A 19,633-nucleotide genomic window follows, 5' to 3' on the forward strand; every position below is an offset into this window, starting at 1 on the left:
TTTAGGATCAATCGGCCATTAATAGTGTAAAATAATCTAAAAAGGATAAGATCAATGTTAGAAATAAGGGTAGATCAATATCAGAGCAAAGCCTTATCAAACAGTTTTTTGTATCGTGAATACCGTGATTTAACATATGTCGAACGGCCGGTATCGGAAATTCAACAGCTTAATCTATTCATTCCACAAGCATATTATCAGCAAGAATCCATTAATGGTTATACGGCAGCTACTGCGCCGATTTTTGTTCCCAACACCGTGGGAGGTTATTTACCGGGGCCCGCTGATTTTCCAGGCAATGATCGATGGCCCAGTCGTTCAAAAACGATTGAAGCAGCTTTGCAACGAGGTTATGTGGTCGCTTCACCAGGGTTACGGGGCCGGACTCAGCAAAATGAATCAGGCGACTATATTGGTAAAGCACCCGCTTTTATAGTCGATTTGAAGGCGGCGATTCGCTTTTTACGGCATAATGCTGATCATTTACCAGGAAATTACGAAAGAATTATCACAAATGGGACCAGCGCTGGTGGAGCAACCTCGGCGCTGGCAGGAGTATCAGGCAATCATCCGTTTTTTCAGCCATTGCTAGATGAGCTTGGTGCGGCAAAGGAGTCCGATGCCATTTATGCTGCAAGTTGTTATTGCCCGATTCACAATTTGGAACATGCTGATCTGGCTTATGAATGGCAATTTAATGGTTTTAACACTTACCATAATCAGCAAATGGATTTTAAGACTGACCCACCTCGAGCAATTGCAGTTGATGGGGAATTAACCAATTACCAACAAAGGTTGTCAAAAGAATTAAAGCAGGGCTTTAGAGCATACTTCAATCATCTGAATTTACATGACCAGCAAGGAAAAGAGCTGACCATTGATCAGGATGGAAAGGGCTCCTTTTTGAAACTCATACAAGCTCTAATCATGCAATCAGCTCAACAGGCACTTAATGAAGGACAAATACTTTCAGCGGAGGCGGGATTAACTGTTATTGACCAACAAGTTGTGGCCATTGATTGGTCACAATATCTTGCCTATATTGGGCGAAAAAAGGCGGTACCGGCATTTGACGATTTGACCTTAACTAGCGCTGAAAATGACCTCTTTGGGACTCGCCAGATTCCGCAACAACATTTTACGGATTTTGGTCAATTGCATTCACAAGTTAAGGCGAGTCAGGCTGATCCAGCTTTGGTCGCAGCAGTTAATCCAATCCACTACCTGGCCGAATCGTCAGGTCAAGCATCCCACTATTGGCGGATTCGACATGGAGCGAGTGATCGGGACACCGCATTTGCCATTCCTCTCATCTTAGCCTTATCTCTTCAAGATCAAGGAAAGCAGGTTGACTTTGCTTATCCTTGGGGAATTGGGCATGATGGTGATTATGATTTAGCAACCTTATTTGATTGGATTGATCAGATTTGTCAGTAATAAAAGGAGTGATGAATTATGAAAAAAATCGTTGTTTTATCAGGAAGTCCGCATCATCCAGGGACATCCGAACAACTAGTAGATGCATTTGTGAAGGGAGCAACTGAAGCTGGCAATGAGCTTTATCGGTTTGATGCTGGTCGGCGAGTTAATGAATTCTCTTTAATTCAACTAGTTGATAATCATTCTGGAATGGAAGTAGAGCAGGAACCCGATGACGTCATAAAAGAAGAAGTGATGCCAAAATTATTAGCAGCTGATTTAGTGGCCTTTGGATCGTCGCTTTACTATTATGGAATTAACTCCGCTTTAAAAGCCGTGATTGATCGTTTTTATAGTTATAATCATGAACTGCACGGTGACAAAGAAGCGATAACTTTGATTTCTGGCTATGGCGATGAGGACGCCTTTAAGTCCTTAGAACTTTACTTTGATCAATTATTACAATATATGCGCTGGCCACTGGTAGGGAAGGCCTTAGCGGCTGATTCATGGAACGAAGCTAAACTTGCTCAGCATGTTGAAGCGGCCTATCAGCTAGGAAGAAAAATCCATTAAAAAGAGGGTAGGAAAAAACGGATGTTTTTCCTACCCTTGTTCATTTTGATAACACTAGTAATTACGGTCAATAAGGCGTCCACAAGCTTCACCAGCTTGTATCTTAATATTCACGCAAGGCTTTGATTTGGCGACCGTTAGCATCAAAATTAGCGGGATTAAGCCAATTTTCGAAGCGTCGTTTTAGAATCGGCCATTGTTCAGGAGTGATGGAGAACCAAGCGGTATCCCGGCTCCGTCCCTTATAGATGACGGCATTTTTAAAAGTCCCCTCATAGCAGAAACCTAGGCGAGAGGCCGCCTTGCGAGAGCGTTGATTTAATGAATCGCATTTCCACTCATAACGACGGTAGTGTAATTCTTCAAAGACGAATTTCATGACCAGATATTGAGCTTCCGTCGCTAACCGTGAGTGGCGGAGTTCCGGAAAGTAAATGACTCGGCCCATCTCAACCGTACGCCAATCAGGATTGATATTTAATAAAGCGAAGGTCCCAACCACTTGACCAGCGTCGTTAGTAATGGCGAGATGATAAGGATTGGTTGATTGTTCATAATTAGTGAGTAAGCTTTGGACCTCGGCCTTAGTTTGGTAGGGTTCCTCAAACAGGTAGGTCCAATCAGCTAAATGACTAAAATCGGTATAGTAGCGGCTGATGTCATCAAGATGACGAGTTACGTCAATGTGTTCAACTTGACCATATTGACCAGCTAAGGTGGTGAAATTAGGTAGTTGGCCAGGCTGATCATTTTCAACGGTGGGACCAACTAATTGATTAAAACGATTCAATGGCATAATAATAACCTCATAATTATTTAATTTTTATTAGTTTAGCACAGGAATTAAATAACGTTAATATGATAAGATGAAATTATTATGATTTCTTAAGGAGTGAGAAAATGGAATCAACCATAATCATTGAGGATTTCTCGGCCTTAGGGCAAATTTCAATGGTCGCTTCATTGAGCATTCTACAGACCTTTGGTTGTGCTACGGCAGCTTTACCAACGAGTTTGTTATCTACCCAAACGGAGGGTTTTGGTCAGCCGGTTCAGTTAGCAACATCAGCTTGGTTCAAAGCAACCATTAGCCATTGGCAGGACCAGAATGTTAAGATTTCGACGGCTTTAATCGGTTATCTTGGAAATCAGGCAATAATCAGTGATGTAATTGATGCCTTGACTAAATTCCGACCGAGTTTGGTCTTGGTGGATCCAGCCATGGCGGATCAAGGTGAACTGTACCCAGGCTTAGATTCTGACTATGTGGATGCCATTCGGCAATTGTGTCATAAGGCGGATCTGATTACGCCCAATGTGACCGAATTAGCCTTGTTGACGGATCGTGAAGTTCCTAAGTGGATAGATTTAGCTTGGGTACAGAATTGCTTAAATAAATTAGAATCAATGGGGATCTTAGCATCGGTTGTGGTATCGGGGGTACGGATGGCGGATCAAATTGGCAGTGTAATTGCGGCGAATAATCAATTAGAATTTATTGCTAGTCCATATTTTTTTGGGCACTTCTATGGAACGGGTGATACCTTCGCTCCTTTGCTGTTAGGCTTTTTGCGACGTGGAGTATCACTAAAAGAAGCGGTTCAAAAATCGACCAAGCTCATGGAGATCGCGGTAGAAGAAACTAGTCATTTAACCGCAGATGATCGCAAGTATGGCTTACGGTTAGCAAAATTGTTAGGAAAATTAAGTACGGAAGTAGCTAATGGCCGCCAGAAAGATTGGTAACAACTACACCAATAACAATTAAGGTGATTCCAAGTCCTTGCATCATGGAAATATTTTCTTTGAAAATAACAAATGAAACGATCGCGGCGAGGACAATTCCGGCACCACCCCATGTTGCATAGGCAATATTCAGTTTAATGCCTTGTAGACATAAAGACAGAAAATAGAAACAAAGGGCATAGGAAGCTAGGGTTCCCAAAGAAAACCATAATTTGGTAAAGCCAGCCGAAAATTTCATTAAATTAGTCCCGAGCAACTCAAATAAAATCGCGAAAAATAGTTCTAAATAATATACAAACATGTGTAGATATACCTCCATTAGATAGTATTTGGATTATATCAATGCGATTTTTTTAAAAGTAGACTTGAATTTAAAAAATGACATGCGAGGTAACCTATTGGGAGGAGAGTGTTTAATAATGAATCTGACCCAAACAAAAATTGTAGATTATATTGACCAACATTTGATGGAATATCAGGAATTAGCCCATTTTATTCATGAACATCCAGAAGTTAGTAACTATGAATTTAAATCATCAAAAGCCTTGGCAGACCAGTTACGAAAAACTGGTTTTACGGTCCGAATGGATGTAGCTAGTCATCGAACGGCTTTTGATGCTTGCTACCGATCCGTTAAAACTGGTCCAACCGTGGTCTTTTTAGCTGAATATGATGCTTTACCCAAACTAGGTCATGCCTGTGGTCATAATTTGAATGGGGTCTATTCACTTCTAGCGGCGATTGCATTAAAAGAAGTAGTTGATGCAATTGGTGGTGAAATTCGGGTTTATGGTACACCGGGGGAAGAAGGGGGCGAACTTGGTTCATCCAAAGGCTATTTTGTTGATGAAGGCTTCTTTGACGATGTCGATGCGGCCCTGTGCATGCATGCGGGGTGCCGTTGGACGAGGACGGTGCCGTATTTAGCTAATGCCCCGATGAATATTAAATTCACTGGAACGCCGTCTCACGCGGCCGCCTATCCAGAAAAAGGTCGTAGTGCCTTAGCTGGCGTCATTGAGACCTTTAATGGATTAAATGCAATGCGGGCCTACTTGCCAAAAGATGCTAATGTCCATGGCATCATCACTGATGGAGGTGAGTTCCCTAATATTATTCCCGAACATGCAGCCGCCCAGTTCTTTATCCGTGCCTTTCAACGAAAAACGGTTGAACAAGTTTATCAACAAATGGAGAAAATTGCCCAAGGGGCGGCCTTAGCTACGGGGACCACCGTGACTTGTGAACCGGCACAACATCGGGTGGATAATCAAGTGCTGGTACCAGCATTTGATGAATTAGCTTGGCAACATATTGGGGATGTTCAAATACCTGATCGGGATCTGCAAACTGGTACTTTTGATGTAGCGGCTTCATCTGATGTGGGAAACGTTAGTCAAGTAGTTCCCACTATTCAATTGATTTCATCAATTACTGATGATCTCATAAGTTTCCATACCGAGGAGTTCGCCCAAGCTGCCGATAGTAAAAAAGGGTTGGATTCAATTGCTCCGGGGGCAAAATTATTGGCATTAACGGCCTATGATTTACTTGTTCAACCAGCAACATTGCAAGTCATTAAGGATCAATGGCAGGTGACCTGTTCAGAAAATGATTAGAGAAACTAGTTTCAAATATTGATATGAAGTTTAAAAGAGTTTAAAATAAAAAAGAGAAGTTTAAAAGGGTTTAAAAGAATTTAAAAAGGAAGTGAGTAAGATGAAAAACCCCTTTAATCCCACTTTTGGGGATGTACCACGCTTGTTTTTAGAGAAAGATGGTCGAGAAAGCGCAGAGGGGTTAGCCTACATAATTGCGCAAAGTGATTTTTCTCGTTCCTTTTTTATCACTGGTGTTCGTGGATCTGGGAAAACGGTTTTTATGACTCGAGTCTCAGAAGTTCTTGCTCAGAATGAAGATTTTGTCTGTATTGACCTTTTAAATCGGGAAAATATTTTAGCGAATCTCGTTAATCAGTTGTACCATGAAGTCAAAAGCAAGATTGCTAAAGCTTTGGATAGTATTGAATCAATTAGTATTTCAAATTTTTCTATTACGAAACATCAGGATGAGATGGTAGTTGAAGTAGCCCTAGATCGGCTGATGACGGAAATACAGAAGGCCAATAAGAAGGTTTTGATCACAATTGATGAAGTTAATGATTCTCCAGAAATTCAAAATTTTGCGCAAATCTATTCGTCGTTAAAACGAAAGAAATATCCTATTTTCGTTTTGATGACAGGTTTGCCGGATTTAGTTTTAGATCTTCAAAATAATACTAAGTTGACTTATCTATTGCGGTCAGAAAAAATCGAAATGGAACCCCTAGATAATCTATCAGTTTTGAAGAACTACCAACAGGTGTTTCAAGCTGATCAAGTTGTCTTAAGTAAGATGGCACAAATGGTAAAAGGATATTCCTACGGTTTTCAGTTATTAGGTTATCTAGCATATCAATACTTAGAAAATAATGGTAATGGAACTTTATCATTTGCTGATCTTGAGGAGATTAATCGGGATTATCAACTTTATTTATTCGAAAATGCGTATCAAAAAATTTTTGAAGGACTGTCTAAAGTTGATATCCAGTATTTAATTGCCGTAAAGGATCACACGAAGTTAGAAGACGTTTGTCAAATTCTGGGAAAGGACAAAGTTTTCGTTTCTCAATATCGTCGACGGGCGATTTCGCGCAAATTGATTATCCCAGCTGGACGGGGTTACGTTGACTATGTTTTGCCATATTTTGGTGAGTTTATTAATCAAATTCAGAATCCTGATTCCATCTTTTATCTCGGTATTTAAACCAAAGGCAGCTACTCCCATGAATGGAGGCAGCTGCCTTTTACGTTTTATTTAATATAGTTCGAAAAGATGGTTCGACTAGAGCTAATTTACCAGCCTTATCCATGAGACGGTCAAGTTTTTCGTGATCAGACTGGCGAATTTGGTCTGAGTACTGAGTACGTTCTTGTGAAAGTTGCTCGTAAAAAGGTGTTAGTTTAGCGGCTTGCCAAAAATATTCTTCATACATGACCTGATCGAAATGCCAAGGCTTATAGAATAAATTGTAGTGGACTAAGCGAGGATGAGCGATCATCTCATCGACGTATTGCCAATCTTTGGGCATCGCATTATTAGTTTCAGCTAAATACTTAATCTTTCCTTGACCTAACCCGTTCAAATAATCTTGATCAGGAGCAATGCAGTCAAAGTGATATTGGTTGATGAGTGCTAACAGTTGTTCTTGGAACTTGATAGCGCGCATTTGAGCTAAATTTAAAACTAAAACCCCCGAATTAATATACTTGGCTGGTGGTATTCCGATTGCCCCTTTAATATAAGCTAACATGGGTTCAACGTGTTCAATGGAATGATCTGGTACTGCCGCCATGAGGTAATCATCAAGCGGAGTATCTAATAACTCATCGGGCCGATCAGCCCACACCGTATCCGCATCAATATAAAGTGCCCGATCAAACTGTGGAAAAAGGTTAGCGATGAAAAGCCGATAGAAGATGGCTGGGGTATAAAAATCGGCCCGCAAAAAATTTTCCGGTCGATTGTCGATTCCTTCTAGCATATCAGGGACGACCTGGTAAAAATCAACTTGGATTTGATCTGGTACGAGGCTAGCTAAAACTGCTTTTGATTGTGCAGTGAGATCTTCGTGGATGAAAATTACTTGGTAGTTGCGGTTAGGATTAGCATTTGAAATCAATGATTGCAGGGAAACGGCTGCATAGGGGACAAAGTCATTACTGATCGTGTAGAAAATGGGGGTGTTAGTGGACACTAGCTGCTCCTTTCAATTGATGAATTAAGTCTTGGTATTGGTCTAATAATTGATCATATTCGTGTAAATGAAGTTGATTATGCATCCGATTCACTTCCCAAGGCTTAACAGTTAAAGTATGTACCCAAGGGAAAAAGCGAAAGCTAGTTGGGAAATGTTGGAAAACCGTATTTTTATGGAGACGTCGTTGGTCATTGTAGCGCCGCGGAGCAATCCGCTTATGTTGCGCTAAAATATTCAAGGCGGATTGATCCGGCATAAATAAAGTCTTTGTCGCAAGGTATTGCCGGCATTTTTCAAATAAGCCAGTCTGTTTGATTTCGGCGAGGTTTAGTAAAAGAACGCCTGAATTTAAATAATCTAAGGCCCGGTGTTCGTGGTGAAAGAGCCACTTTCCATAATGATCCAGGACGCCGACCATTTCAATGTCAGTCAGATCTTGATAATAAAATTGGTCAAATGATTTCCGACAGATGATGTCATTATCTAAATATAAAATTCGATCAGGAATTGTGGGAATTTGATCAGCGTAAAGTCGTAACATCGAAAAGGGCGTGAAACGTGATGCCAGGTTTGCGACCGGCGGTTGGGCTTGAAAGTAGTCGCCAGCATCAATTAAAATCACACGACTATCTGGATTGACTAGCTTGATTTGTTGCTCAATTAACTGAGCTGTGGCTGCATTGACCGGTTGAAAAGATTTCTCTGACGTCGTAATCGCCATAGTCATCACATAGATATGGAGGGGTTCACTAACATGTTTGGCTAGTGACAAACTCGTAATTAAGAATCCATCCGCAGCTTGCTGATCGCCACAAAATAGAATGTTCATTGGTTAGCGTCCTCCTTTTGATAGTTAAATTGTTGATAGGTATTTAGTTGGGCGCGTTGTTGCATTTGACGACTAACTTGATCATGGAGCCATTTTTGCTGGGCTTTTGTTTTGAGATTAGTTGGCGCTTGATAAGGACCATCCAGATAAACCACGATCTTGGGTTGACCCGTCCACCGTTTTCCTTGATAGGTGGTGGTCATGACAAAAGTGGGAACCTGGTGACTAACCGCAAAGCGAAAAGAACTGGTCGCAAAGGGGCGAATTTTGGTATAGCTGGGCCAGACATGCGCTTCGGGGTAAATGACGAGGTGACCACCCTGGTGCAGAAGTTGGTCAATGGCGTCAAGCATGGATCGGAGTTGGCTTTGAGTCTGACCGGTTGGAATGGCACCACCATATTTTAATAGCTTTCCAATTATAGGGATACCCCAATTAGCTGGTGCAGCTAAGGCATAAAAATGATAGGGATTAGTAATTAATAAGGGCATAAAGACATCGTTAACGGGCTGTGTGTGATTACCATAAATGATGTAAGCTTGCTGACGAAAGGGTTTGAGCTTAGCCCGATTGACGATCTTAACCCCGCAAAATAATCTGGTATAGATAAAGGCAAAGCCAGTTGCTCCGGTGCGGACTAACCAACGGATTAAGGATTGCCAAAGGCCACGAGGTAGCCATTGATAAACAGATGGTAACTGATAATCTTGATGCCGACTCTCAACAATATCATCGGTAAGGGAATCATAATAATATGTCTTTTGGTTCATGCAATGCTCCCCATATGCTTCGGATCATTAGGTTAATAAGTATATATTATAAACCTTTTTAATGAGTTACAAAACCGCCTAAATTCATTGCTGCCGTCTGGCAATGATTACTCAGAGTACTATTTACTTAACTTTTGATATGTCTTCTCTGACTTTCTCAAATTTCCTATAATAAAAATAAGCTCGTATCCTGGGAGTAGCTACCCTAGATGCCAGCCTAGTGATTTTATTATCTGGCACTTGGAGTAGCTCTCACTAAATCAAATCATGGAGGTACTACCAAAGTGAAATTTAATAAGGAAGGCGCAGTTTTGACGGTAATTGTCTGTATGATGATTGCCAGGCTAGATAAGATTATTCTAGCGATGGTCCATGCATTATGTGGTAATTAAAAGAGCTAACCACGACAATAAGCCGTAGTTAGCAAATCAAAACAAAGTGCCAAATCACGATTGAGAGTCGATCACCGCAACTGATCGGCTCTCTTTTCGTATCTTAGTATAACTAAAAATCAGCTATAATTCAATCCCAGACTGATTTATGACAAACAAATTAAGGGTAATAGCTAGCAGTGGAATATCAGCTTTGTATAATAAAACGTATCTTTGAAAGCGGATTCACGGAGGCGGCGATGGACGTATTTGACCGGATGCAGAATGGTTATCTTTATCGACCAGAAGATCCCAACCTCGGGATTTCAAATACCGAACAATTAAAGAAGCAACGGTTGTTCAACCAAACGGCGGATCATACCATTTTAAAAAGGATGTTCGCCGCTTTTGGTGATGGAAGTCAACTGAGACCTCCGTTATTTTCGGTATGGGGCGGTCAATTCGTGGAAGTAGGTCGGGATGTTAAGATTGGCCCCGGTTTAACCTTAGTTGATGATGCACCGATTATAATTGGTGATCGGGTTCAGATTGGTGCCAGCGTAACCATTTCGGTTGCCGGTCATCCGGTTGACCCGACCTTACGACGGCGACGATTAGCTTTTAATCTGGCTGTCCACCTAGATGATGACTGTGTGATCGGTGATCAAGTCATTATTTTGCCTGGAGTAACCATTGGTAAAGGGGCAATTATTGAAGCCGGCAGTATCGTGACGAAAGATATTCCAGCTCACGTGGTTGCTGCTGGAAATCCATGTCGAGTAATTCAGCAAGTGCAAGTAGAAAAAGTAGAACCTAAGATGGCAAAAAGTGAATTTGAAAAAATGCGGGACGGTAGTCTTTATTTACCTGAGGATCCAGCGATTTTAGCTGAACAACAGATTCATATGAAATTGCAGTATCAGTACAATAATCTTGAACCGGGCGATCCAAAACAAGCAGCCATGTTAAAAAAGATGTTTGCAGACTGTGGGGAAGAATGTTATATTGAGCCGCCCTTGCATGCCAATTGGGGTGGTTTCCATACTCATTTAGGTGATCGGGTGTATGCGAACTTCAATTTAACCTTAGTTGATGATGCCGATATTTATATCGGCGATGACACGATGATTGGACCTAATGTCAATATTTCGACGGCGGGTCATCCGATTTGGCCAGCATATCGGCTTAAAAAATATCAACATAATCAACAGGTTCATATTGGTAAAAATTGTTGGCTTGGGGCTAACGTGACCGTCTTACCAGGAGTAACCATTGGTGACAATACGGTCGTGGGGGCTGGAAGCGTGGTTACCAAGGACTTGCCTGCTAATGTCGTAGCCGTTGGGAATCCATGTCGGGTGCTCCGTGAAATCAATGATCATGATCGTCAATACTATTATAAGGATCGGCGGGTAGATTTGGATGAGTAGAAAAAGGGTGGCAAGAAACGGTAAATTAGTTTCTTGTCACCCTTTAAAAAATTAGCCATGTAGTTGGTAACGACCAGTAGCCATGGCGGCAATGACCCCACCATCAATTAAAAGATCAGTTCCGGTAATGAAACTATTTTTGGGATCAAGTAAGAATTCAGCGGCAGCCGCCACTTCATCTGGAGTTCCAGGACGTCCAGCCGGACTTGTTTCGATCATTTCGCCATAAGCTTCCGGTTGGGCGGTTAATTCGTGCCGGGCCAAAGGAGTGATAATAACTCCAGGACTAACCGTGTTCAAGCGTGCCCCATGATCACCCCATAAAACCGCTTCGTGTTGGACACGAACGATGTTAGCCCGCTTAGCAACACCATAGGCTAAGCCAGAATTATCAATTGCTTTAACGCCAGGTAAAGCGGCCAATTGATCAGCGGGGACGGTGGCTAATTGTTGTTCTAATTCTGGATCAAGTGGGAACATGTGACCAGCTTGACTGGAAATGACTAAGCCGGCACCACCAGGGGCGATTACATCGCGAAAAATTTCTAAAGCAATTGCGGTTCCGACTAGGTCCACATCAATAATCGGTTGTGGATTGGCCATGTTGGGCGAAACCCCGGCGGTATGGATATAGTTAGTTACTTCACCGAGTGATTGAGCATAATCAGCAAAGGCTTGGATCGACTCCCGCTGACTTCCGTCGACAATTTTAGTTTCGACGACAAAGCCAGCATCAAGCAAGCCTTCTTTAGCCCGAGCGAGATTGTCTTCGCTAATGTCACCTAATAAGATGGTGTGGTTGCTAGCTAGGCGTTGGACGATTTTTAAACCCATTTGACCAGCACCTAACAAGATGATAATTTCTTTTGGTTGTTTTAACATAATTGTTGCCTCCTAATTTGTTTACAAGTTCATTGTAAAGGATCATAATAGAAAATGTTAGCTGAATATTTCTATTATCGATTCAAAAATTTAATTAAGAGGCCTATAATGAACTCACGACAAATTAACTCTGCCTTAGAATTGGCGCGAACCTTAAATTTTAATCAAGCTGCAGAAAACCTATTTATTTCCCAACCGACCCTTTCCTACCATATTAAAACCCTAGAAGAAGAGGTGGGGATCAAACTATTTGAACGCTCAGGAAAGGGTGCCGTATTGACCCCAGGGGGAAAACAATTTATTCATGATCTTCGTCAAATTAACCATGACTTATCAATGGCGATAGAACGGGCTCAAAATTTAGGGCGCCAATATCAGTTCGCTATTCGCTTGGGTTTGTTTGGCTTATCAGCTTTGCCCCATTTGCCAGAGGCGATTTTAGAATTTAATCAGCAGTATCCTGAAATTTTTGTGGATGTGGTTTTTGAATCGGGAAACGATCAATTAGACCAATTGCTAACGGGTCAGTTAGATTTGTCTTTTGCAGTGACCTCGAGTTTGCCTAAGGGCGGAGATTTACAAACCATTCCCTTATACGATAGCCCCGTTAATTTATTAGTTAATCAGCAGGATCCCTTGGCTAGCTTAGCGAAAGTTGACCTAGCTCAGTTAGCTAACCGGACTCTAATCGTCGGTTCGGTTAGTCCGAAAGAACTAAAACAGCTTCAGAATCAAGTTGTCACCGATTATCAGGTCCAAACGATTAATTCCCCCAATCACGCCACCACCATTACCCATGTGTTAACGAAGCGGGGCATCTGTTTAACGCCAACTTTTTTAAAGGATGCGACACCGGGCTTGTCTTGGTTGCCATTAGCAGAAGAAGTGATGATCCCTTGCTCAATGGTGATGCGCCGTGGCGAAATTCCTGTTCCTTTACGAACTTTAATTGACATCTGGAGCCGGTACCATCAAGGAATTTGGGTAGCGAGCTGATTAACGAACTTAAAAAAGTTAAAAAACATCCTTGACAAAATGAAAGATGGTTGTTAGTATGATTAAAAATTAATTATAAAATGCTGAGAAAAGATAAGTAGTAATGGTTTCGAGAAGCAGAGAACTAACGGCTGGTGTGAGTTAGGCAGGTAAACCTTATGAAAATGGTCTTGGAGCTAGATTTATTGCAAGGATGACAAGCGATAAACGAGTGGTGAACGATATCTCATCCGACTATAATTTTGTAGTCAGTAAGGGCTAATATGTGAGTATTAGCTGAAACGAGGGTGGTATCACGTTAATGGTTCCATTAACCGTCCCTAGGAAGTATCCATTGATATTTCCTAGGGACTTTTTATTTGCTCAGCGGAAAGGGGTTTAGAAATGACGAAAACTTCGACACAAGCGCTATTTGAACAATTAAAAAGTAAGCACTGGGTGGATTTGACCCATCCCTTTGGCCCTGATAGCCCACACTTCCCAGCTTTCCAGCCGGCGGAATTTAAAACAATTTTTACCACGGATCAGGATGGCTTCTTCGTTAAGCAATATACTTTTCCCGGTCAATATGGGACCCATTTGGATCCGCCTGTGCATTTTTACGCAGGTGATCAACGCTATATTGATGATTTGCCGATCAAAGATTTAGTGTTACCTCTGGTGGTCATTGACCACAGTGAGCTAGCTGCACAAGATCCAGATCGCAGTTTAACTGTTGAGGATCTGCAAGCTTGGGAGCAAGAACATGGTGAAATCCCAGCGGGGGCTTTCGTGGCCCTGCGGACGGATTGGAGTAAGCGGTGGCCATCACAAGCCAAATTCGAAAATCAGGATGCGGCCGGACAAAACCATTATCCCGGCTGGAGCATTGAAGCGCTTAAATATATTTATGAAGAGCGCCATGCCAAAGCAAACGGTCATGAAACCTTTGACACTGACACGGCGGTGGATCAAACGGATGGTTTGCCAGCGGAGTATTATGTGTTATCGCATGGTCACTTTCAAGTGGAGTTGTTAACGAATCTTGATCAAGTTCCACCTACGGGAGCAGAAATTTTAATTTCAGTGCCGCGGGCTGAAAAAGCTCCCGGTTTTCCAGTGCGAGCAGTGGCCATTTTTGATTAGTAATTAGGTAGAAGAGAAAGAGAGAGTGTAGATTATGACGAAGTTACATTATGATATTGTAGGAAGTTTTTTACGGCCAGCAGCTTTAAAGACGGCGCGAGAACAATTTGAACATGGCCAGATTGATCATGACCAATTAAAGCAAGTTGAAGATCAAGAAATTAAAAAGTTGGTTCAAAAGGAAATTGAGGTTGGCTTAAAGGTCGTTTCCGATGGTGAATTCCGGCGGAGTTACTGGCACTTAGATACCTTCTGGGGCTTTGGGGGCGTTAAACATACGGTTCCTGAGAATGGTTATTTCTTCCATGATGAAGAAACCCGGGCCGATTCAGCACAAGTTGCTGGTAAAATTAGCTTTCAACCAGGACATCCTGATGTAGAGGCCTTCAAATTCTTAAAGACCTTAACGGATGGGACCAATGTAACGCCTCGGCAAAGCATTCCCGCTCCCGCCCAGTTCTATGCGGAATTAGTCCGCGGGGAAGAAAATATCGCCGCCATCAAGCGATATTATGACCAAGAAGCTGACCTTTTGGCTGATATTTCCAAGGCTTATCGTGATTTAATTTTGGCTTTGTATGACGCGGGGGCTCGGGATATTAAGCTGGATGATTGTACTTGGGGGATGGTCGTTGATGATGAATTTTGGGCTACGATGGCCTCAGCTGGTTTTGATCGGGATGCCTTACAAGACACCTACTTAAAAGTTAATAATGACGCTTTAGTTGATTTGCCGGCGGATTTACGAATTTCAACCCATATTTGTCGGGGGAACTATCATTCTACTTGGGCCGCTCAAGGTGGCTATGCCCCAGTCGCTAGTCATCTGTTTGCCAAGGAAAAGGTGGATGCCTTCTATCTGGAATTCGATGATGATCGGTCTGGTGATTTTGCGCCACTAGCCGAGGTGCCTGCCGGCAAAGAAGTCGTGGTGGGGTTAGTCACTAGTAAAAAACCGGAACTTGAAGATCCAGCAACGCTTAAAGCGCGGGTTCAAGAGGCCAGTCAATATGTAGCATTAGAAGATTTGGCGCTTTCAACACAATGTGGCTTTGCCTCGACCGAAGAAGGTAATAAGCTAACGGAAGACCAACAATGGGCTAAAATTAAGTTAGTAATTGATACTGCTAAGGAAATTTGGGGATAAAAGGAGATAATAAATTATGACGAACTTACATTACGATATTGTGGGGAGCTTTTTACGCCCCGAAGCGTTAAAGAAGGCCCGCGAACAATTTGAACAAGGTCAAATTGATCATGATCAATTGAAACAAGTTGAGGATCAAGAAATCCAAAAGTTAGTGCAAAAGGAAGTCGAAGCCGGCTTAAAGGTGGTTTCTGATGGTGAATTCCGGCGGAGTTACTGGCACTTAGATACCTTTTGGGGCTTTGATGGGGTTGATCATACCCAAGCGGAGCATGGCTATTTCTTCCACGATGAGGAAACTCGGGCCGATTCGGCGACTGTGGTCGGGAAGATCAAGTTTAACCCCCAACATCCTGATTTGTTGGCCTTTAAATTTTTAAAATCAATTACGCCAACTGGGATCGTTCCCCGTCAAAGTTTTCCTTCTCCTGCACAATTATATTTTGAATTAGTGCGGGATGAACGCAATGTCAAAGCCTTAGAACAGGTTTATCCAAATACAGACGAATTGTTGTCCGACATATCTAATGCCTACCGGGATTTAATTCTCGCCTTGTATGATGCGGGAGCACGTGATATCAAGTTGGATGATTGTACCTGGGGTGTCCTAGTGGATGAATCATTCTGGCAGGGACCCGGAAGTGAAATCTTTGATCGGGCCGACTTACAAAGTAAGTTCTTGCAATTAAATAATGATGCCTTGGTTGATTTACCAGCTGATCTGCGGATTTCGACCCACGTTTGTCGCGGGAATTTCCATTCGACGTGGGCTTCTAGTGGTGGTTATGCCCCAGTTGCAAAAGATTTGTTTGCCAAGGAAAAGGTTGATGCCTTCTATCTTGAATTTGATGACGATCGGTCTGGTGATTTTGCACCTTTGGTCGAAGTGCCAGCCGGCAAAGAAGTGGTGATCGGCTTGGTAACAAGTAAGAAACCAGAACTAGAAGATCCGGCAGTCTTAAAAGCGCGGGTGAAAGAGGCTAGTCAATATGTGGCATTAGAAGATTTGGCACTTTCAACACAATGTGGCTTTGCCTCGACGGAAGAAGGGAATAAGTTAACCGAAGCCCAACAATGGGCCAAAATTAAGTTAGTAATTGATACCGCCAAAGAAATTTGGGGATAAATTAATCATGAGAAGATGGGGTAACTGTCTTCTCTTTCTTTTTACTTTGTAAAATTAAAAGAGCACTGTTAGATTTCTCTATCAGTACTCAATAGTGAATAACCAAAGTTGTTTTGTTATCTGTTTATATTTATTTATAGTGATCTCTAAAAGACAAGAAAAAGATTTCATCTTTTTCTACCATATAGACCAATCGATGTTCATCATTAATACGGCGCGACCAAGTTCCTGAGTAGCGATATTTCAATGGTTCAGGTTTCCCAATACCTTCAAAAGGATTGCGTTTAATATCATCAATCAAACGATTAATCCTCTTGAGTATTTTTTTGTCTTCACGTTGCCATGAAATGTAATCTTTCCAGGCCTGTTCTGTAAAGTTAAACATCTTCATCCTCTACCAGTTGGTGCTGTTCGATATTTCTTTGCTTAACCTGTTCTATCCCGGATAGAACCTTATCAGAAAGATATTCATTACTCATTAGTCGAATTGTTTCTTGAATACTATCCCAATTTTTTTTGGATAAAACAACAATGTCTTCGTCAGGATTTTTGTTAACTACCATTAATGGCTCATATTCGTCATTAACCTTTTTCATGTAGTCCTTAAGGTTATTTCTAAAGTTAGAATAAACTATAGCGTCCATGTACATGACCTCTCTTTCTTATTTTATATAATCATATTATTTGACAAGAAGTTGTACAAGTTTAATTCGATTAATTTCAATATTTTTTATCTGTAATTGACAGGGGACCAATTAGATGTAACTGATTTACTGATCGTATTACTTGAACGAGCAGCTTTTGAAACATTTCCGTAATTTTTCGATTGGATCGAGAATTGTTAATTTGATAACCACATTTAGGACAGAACCCGTCTGACTCGCTTAATTTAGGACACATTTATTACAATATCTCATAATCATACCTTAATAACTATTCGTTCTTGTATTCACTCCACCCATTACCATAATCTTTCATGGCACCTTCAATTCGGTTAGCGGCATTATTTACTGCTTGCTGTTGGGCACTTGTTTTATAAAGTTCATTTTCTAGTTCTCTTAAACTATATATTTGCCCGTCAGCCATTACACTGTCGCCATTTATTGAATATTTAATGTACCCATTCACCCCAATATAATTGTATCCATCTTCGCTAGTTTCTTTAAGCGTCCCTATAGTACTGGCGTCAGTAATGCCTTTAGCCTTCATATATGCCATTACAGCAATGGCCGCTTGACTAGGTTGCGCGTTGCTATCGTTATTTGATGAACTATTGATATTTGAGTTTGTTTGACTGATATTGCTAGTAGCGATACTAGTAAAAGCCGACTTTACATCGCTGTTTTTGGTTTCAGTCCAGTTCATCTTACCACTACTTGTTTCACTCACTAGGGCAATAGGACTGTCATCATGAAAAGCAAAGGCGTATGTAATATGTTGAGTTCCAATGGTAGTTGATGCGGCTGTCCCTTGCTTATTATAGTTGTACATAGCCACAACATTATAATCATATTTCCCAGAACCGTCGTTAGACCATCCTAAGCTAGTTGAAGATCCATTTACTGTATTGTTACTGAATTGTTTGTTGCTGTAATTATTTTTGCTTAATTGAGCGTAGGACTGATTCATTTTTGGTGCCCACGAATTAATAAATGTTTTCAGTTGGCTATTTTTTGATGAATCCCATAAATTATTTGATTTTGAACTATTGCTTTTTGACGAACTTGTAACTGTACTTGTGGAATTGCTGGAAGTTGAAATCTTTTTTTGATGATGAAGGGCTAGTGCGATTCCACCTATTGCAAATACCACAATAACTAGTCCTACAATATACCAGTATTTCCTACTATTAGATTTACCATTTTGATTTGAATGAGTGTTGTCACCTTTTTCTACTTTATTTCCGCAATTGGGACAAAATACATCTTCATCGGTTAATTTGGCACCACAATGTTTACAAAATTTCATAATTACTCCTATATTTTTTAAGTTTTTAAATACATATTCATAAATATATTCTTCGGTTGGCTTATTAGTCAATAAAATGGGCAATTTTTCAACCAGAATTATATTAAGGATGGTTACCAAATTGAGATGCCCCCCTATACTGGATTTGTCTATCCAGCATAGGGGGGCATCTCAATTAATTAACTAATTCCACTGCTCCTTTTGATAAGCCATTTCCCAGAATTGAAGTTCATAAGCGCTACTTCGGATAAAGGACTCCGCCATTTGATCCCGGGTAGTTGAATCAACTTGTTGAGCTCCTTGATTTACAAGATCCAGCATGCGATCAACTGCTTGGGCATAATCATCATCAATATAATTATCAATCCATTGTTGATAGAGGGCGACTGGTGAACCGTGAGCCTGTAAGTGCTGACCAACAGCATGATAGAGCCAGTAGCAAGGCAATAAAGCTGCGATGCCAACTTCTGGACCGCCTGCAGCTAAGGCAGCACGCATGTGGTTGACATAGTTATAACAAGTTGGGGCGATGCCTAGTTGATTGACCTCAGCTTTTTCTATCTTGAGGGTTTTAAACATTCCCTGACGGATAGCGACTTCACCATGATTTAAGGTTCGCTCACCAGCTAAGAGAGCGTTTCTTTCTGCCTCAACTTGTGATTGGGCCGCGATTTCGCCATGTAGATCACAGAAATTCTTTAAATAAAAATAATCTTGGATCAGATAGTAACGGAAAGTGGACAGTGGTAAAGTTCCTTGAGTTAATTCTTGGATAAAGGGATGGACAAAACTACGTTGCCATAATGGCATGGCAGCTTCTTGAATTTGATCAGTAAAAGTCATGTTAATCCTCCTGTTGTTTGATTAAGCAACGGTTAATAAGTGGCCAAGCCGCCTTTAAAAATAGGTAGGCAACTAGAGATCCGACCAAGGTACTGAGGAAAAAACTGGGCACAAAAATCCAAATTGCGCCCTTCGTTCCCATAAAAAGTGCTGCTACTGGTCGGGCAATAATGGCTCCAATGATTCCCGTGCCCACGATTTCACCTGATACTCCGGCCCAAAGTTTTTTCGTGTGTTGGTAGAACCAACCACTTAAAAAGGCTCCGATCATACTGCCAGGGAAGGCCAGAATCGTTCCAGTTCCTAAGAGATTTCGTAATAGCGAAGTTAAACAGGCTTGCAACAAAGCCCATTCCGGACCTAGCAAAATCCCGGACAAGACATTAATAAAGTGCTGGACGGGAGCAACTTTGGCAACGCCTATGGGGAAGGAGAATAAACTAGCTCCACAAGTAGCTAAAGCCACCAGAATCGCGGTAAGAGTCAGGCGATAGATGTGTTGATGTTGATAATTCATTTCAACAACTCCTTTCTAAATAGATTTGACAATCCGTTATTAAGCGCTGTTGAAATAAAGAAAAAGGCTCGGTAAGGGCAGATACCTAC

At 41.4% G+C, this 19,633-nt stretch carries 21 protein-coding genes and 1 pseudogene; 11 read left to right on the top strand and 11 right to left on the bottom strand.

What is annotated here, in order from left to right; translation table 11 throughout:
- The first annotated feature begins 54 nt into the window (after positions 1–54).
- Together PS3_RS07615 and PS3_RS07620 are read left to right on the top strand one after the other, a co-directional pair.
- Positions 55–1,437, top strand: coding sequence for a subtype B tannase (locus tag PS3_RS07615; RefSeq protein ID WP_235720003.1), 1,383 nt, complete (start codon positions 55–57; stop codon positions 1,435–1,437).
- 18 nt (positions 1,438–1,455) lie between these two features.
- Positions 1,456–1,995, top strand: a complete 540-nt coding sequence (locus PS3_RS07620; protein WP_040468659.1) for a flavodoxin family protein — start codon at positions 1,456–1,458, stop codon at positions 1,993–1,995.
- Between the two features lie 103 nt (positions 1,996–2,098).
- Here the strand turns inward: PS3_RS07620 and PS3_RS07625 are convergent, their stop codons facing one another.
- A complete protein-coding gene (locus PS3_RS07625) occupies positions 2,099–2,791 on the bottom strand; it encodes a GNAT family N-acetyltransferase (RefSeq protein ID WP_040468660.1) in 693 nt (230 codons plus the stop codon).
- A 104-nt stretch (positions 2,792–2,895) separates the two neighbouring features.
- Between PS3_RS07625 and PS3_RS07630 the strand changes: the two genes are divergently transcribed.
- Positions 2,896–3,741 carry a PfkB family carbohydrate kinase gene (locus PS3_RS07630; RefSeq protein WP_007122554.1) on the top strand — a complete coding sequence of 282 codons (846 nt, stop codon included), beginning with the start codon at positions 2,896–2,898 and terminating at the stop codon, positions 3,739–3,741.
- Here the strand turns inward: PS3_RS07630 and PS3_RS07635 are convergent.
- A complete protein-coding gene (locus PS3_RS07635; protein ID WP_040468662.1) occupies positions 3,716–4,042 on the bottom strand; it encodes a DMT family transporter in 327 nt (108 codons plus the stop codon). The genes PS3_RS07630 and PS3_RS07635 overlap by 26 nt on opposite strands.
- A 118-nt stretch (positions 4,043–4,160) precedes the next feature.
- On the opposite strand from PS3_RS07635, the gene PS3_RS07640 reads away from it, so the two are divergent.
- Both PS3_RS07640 and PS3_RS07645 read left to right on the top strand, forming a co-directional pair.
- Entirely contained in the window at positions 4,161–5,360 is a 1,200-nt protein-coding gene (locus tag PS3_RS07640; RefSeq protein WP_040468663.1) for a M20 family metallopeptidase, read from the top strand.
- 100 nt (positions 5,361–5,460) lie between these two features.
- A complete protein-coding gene (locus PS3_RS07645) occupies positions 5,461–6,546 on the top strand; it encodes an ATP-binding protein (protein ID WP_040468664.1) in 1,086 nt (361 codons plus the stop codon).
- Positions 6,547–6,586: 40 nt separating this feature from the next.
- On the opposite strand, the gene PS3_RS07650 is transcribed toward PS3_RS07645, so the two are convergent.
- Genes PS3_RS07650 through PS3_RS07660 form a run of 3 tightly spaced genes read right to left on the bottom strand, consistent with a single transcriptional unit; the run spans position 6,587 to position 9,139 of the window.
- Positions 6,587–7,537 (bottom strand): glycosyltransferase family 8 protein, encoded by a 951-nt coding sequence (locus PS3_RS07650; RefSeq protein ID WP_040468665.1) that lies wholly within the window; start codon positions 7,535–7,537, stop codon positions 6,587–6,589.
- Positions 7,527–8,369: a glycosyltransferase gene (locus tag PS3_RS07655; protein WP_040468666.1), complete on the bottom strand. Its 843-nt coding sequence runs from the start codon at positions 8,367–8,369 to the stop codon at positions 7,527–7,529. Before PS3_RS07655 ends, PS3_RS07650 begins: the two co-directional genes overlap by 11 nt.
- Positions 8,366–9,139 carry a lysophospholipid acyltransferase family protein gene (locus tag PS3_RS07660; protein WP_040468668.1) on the bottom strand — a complete coding sequence of 258 codons (774 nt, stop codon included), beginning with the start codon at positions 9,137–9,139 and terminating at the stop codon, positions 8,366–8,368. The genes PS3_RS07655 and PS3_RS07660 overlap by 4 nt, the downstream gene beginning before the upstream one ends.
- Positions 9,140–9,905: 766 nt before the next feature.
- Between PS3_RS07660 and PS3_RS10695 the strand changes: the two are divergent.
- A pseudogene (locus tag PS3_RS10695) lies at positions 9,906–10,235 on the top strand (DapH/DapD/GlmU-related protein); the annotation flags it as partial.
- A 93-nt stretch (positions 10,236–10,328) separates the two neighbouring features.
- Positions 10,329–10,940: a sugar O-acetyltransferase gene (locus PS3_RS10700; RefSeq protein ID WP_040468679.1), complete on the top strand. Its 612-nt coding sequence runs from the start codon at positions 10,329–10,331 to the stop codon at positions 10,938–10,940.
- Positions 10,941–10,991: 51 nt separating this feature from the next.
- On the opposite strand, the gene PS3_RS07675 is transcribed toward PS3_RS10700, so the two are convergent.
- On the bottom strand, positions 10,992–11,822 hold the full coding sequence (locus tag PS3_RS07675) for an SDR family oxidoreductase (RefSeq protein ID WP_007122556.1): 831 nt from the start codon (positions 11,820–11,822) through the stop codon (positions 10,992–10,994).
- A 108-nt stretch (positions 11,823–11,930) separates the two neighbouring features.
- Here PS3_RS07675 and PS3_RS07680 point away from each other — a divergent pair, with 108 nt between their 5' ends.
- The 4 genes from PS3_RS07680 to PS3_RS07695 all read left to right on the top strand — a co-directional run bounded on the left by PS3_RS07680 (position 11,931) and on the right by PS3_RS07695 (position 16,216).
- The gene (locus PS3_RS07680; RefSeq protein ID WP_050950895.1) at positions 11,931–12,818 is read left to right on the top strand and encodes a LysR family transcriptional regulator; all 888 of its coding nucleotides are present in this window, start codon (positions 11,931–11,933) and stop codon (positions 12,816–12,818) included.
- Positions 12,819–13,202: 384 nt separating this feature from the next.
- A complete protein-coding gene (locus PS3_RS07685) occupies positions 13,203–13,943 on the top strand; it encodes a cyclase family protein (RefSeq protein ID WP_040468669.1) in 741 nt (246 codons plus the stop codon).
- Between the two features lie 34 nt (positions 13,944–13,977).
- Positions 13,978–15,090 (top strand): 5-methyltetrahydropteroyltriglutamate--homocysteine S-methyltransferase, encoded by a 1,113-nt coding sequence (locus tag PS3_RS07690; protein WP_007122557.1) that lies wholly within the window; start codon positions 13,978–13,980, stop codon positions 15,088–15,090.
- Positions 15,091–15,106: 16 nt separating this feature from the next.
- Complete coding sequence (locus PS3_RS07695; protein ID WP_007122558.1) at positions 15,107–16,216, top strand: 5-methyltetrahydropteroyltriglutamate--homocysteine S-methyltransferase; 1,110 nt, start codon at positions 15,107–15,109, stop codon at positions 16,214–16,216.
- Between the two features lie 130 nt (positions 16,217–16,346).
- Here the strand turns inward: PS3_RS07695 and PS3_RS07700 are convergent, their stop codons facing one another.
- From PS3_RS07700 to thiW, 5 genes are all read right to left on the bottom strand, one after another.
- Positions 16,347–16,601: a Txe/YoeB family addiction module toxin gene (locus tag PS3_RS07700; RefSeq protein ID WP_040468671.1), complete on the bottom strand. Its 255-nt coding sequence runs from the start codon at positions 16,599–16,601 to the stop codon at positions 16,347–16,349.
- Positions 16,594–16,860: a type II toxin-antitoxin system Phd/YefM family antitoxin gene (locus PS3_RS07705; protein WP_040468673.1), complete on the bottom strand. Its 267-nt coding sequence runs from the start codon at positions 16,858–16,860 to the stop codon at positions 16,594–16,596. The genes PS3_RS07700 and PS3_RS07705 overlap by 8 nt, the downstream gene beginning before the upstream one ends.
- 289 nt (positions 16,861–17,149) lie before the next feature.
- Positions 17,150–18,304, bottom strand: coding sequence for a DUF4767 domain-containing protein (locus PS3_RS09950; RefSeq protein WP_050950896.1), 1,155 nt, complete (start codon positions 18,302–18,304; stop codon positions 17,150–17,152).
- A 63-nt stretch (positions 18,305–18,367) separates the two neighbouring features.
- Positions 18,368–19,027: a thiaminase II gene (gene tenA, locus PS3_RS07715; protein WP_007122559.1), complete on the bottom strand. Its 660-nt coding sequence runs from the start codon at positions 19,025–19,027 to the stop codon at positions 18,368–18,370.
- A 1-nt stretch (position 19,028) separates the two neighbouring features.
- The gene (gene thiW / locus PS3_RS07720) at positions 19,029–19,544 is read right to left on the bottom strand and encodes an energy coupling factor transporter S component ThiW (RefSeq protein WP_007122560.1); all 516 of its coding nucleotides are present in this window, start codon (positions 19,542–19,544) and stop codon (positions 19,029–19,031) included.
- Positions 19,545–19,633 lie beyond the last annotated feature (89 nt).

It is taken from the genome of Limosilactobacillus gastricus PS3 (genome assembly GCF_000247775.1).
Classification (GTDB): Bacteria; Bacillota; Bacilli; order Lactobacillales; family Lactobacillaceae; genus Limosilactobacillus; species Limosilactobacillus gastricus_A.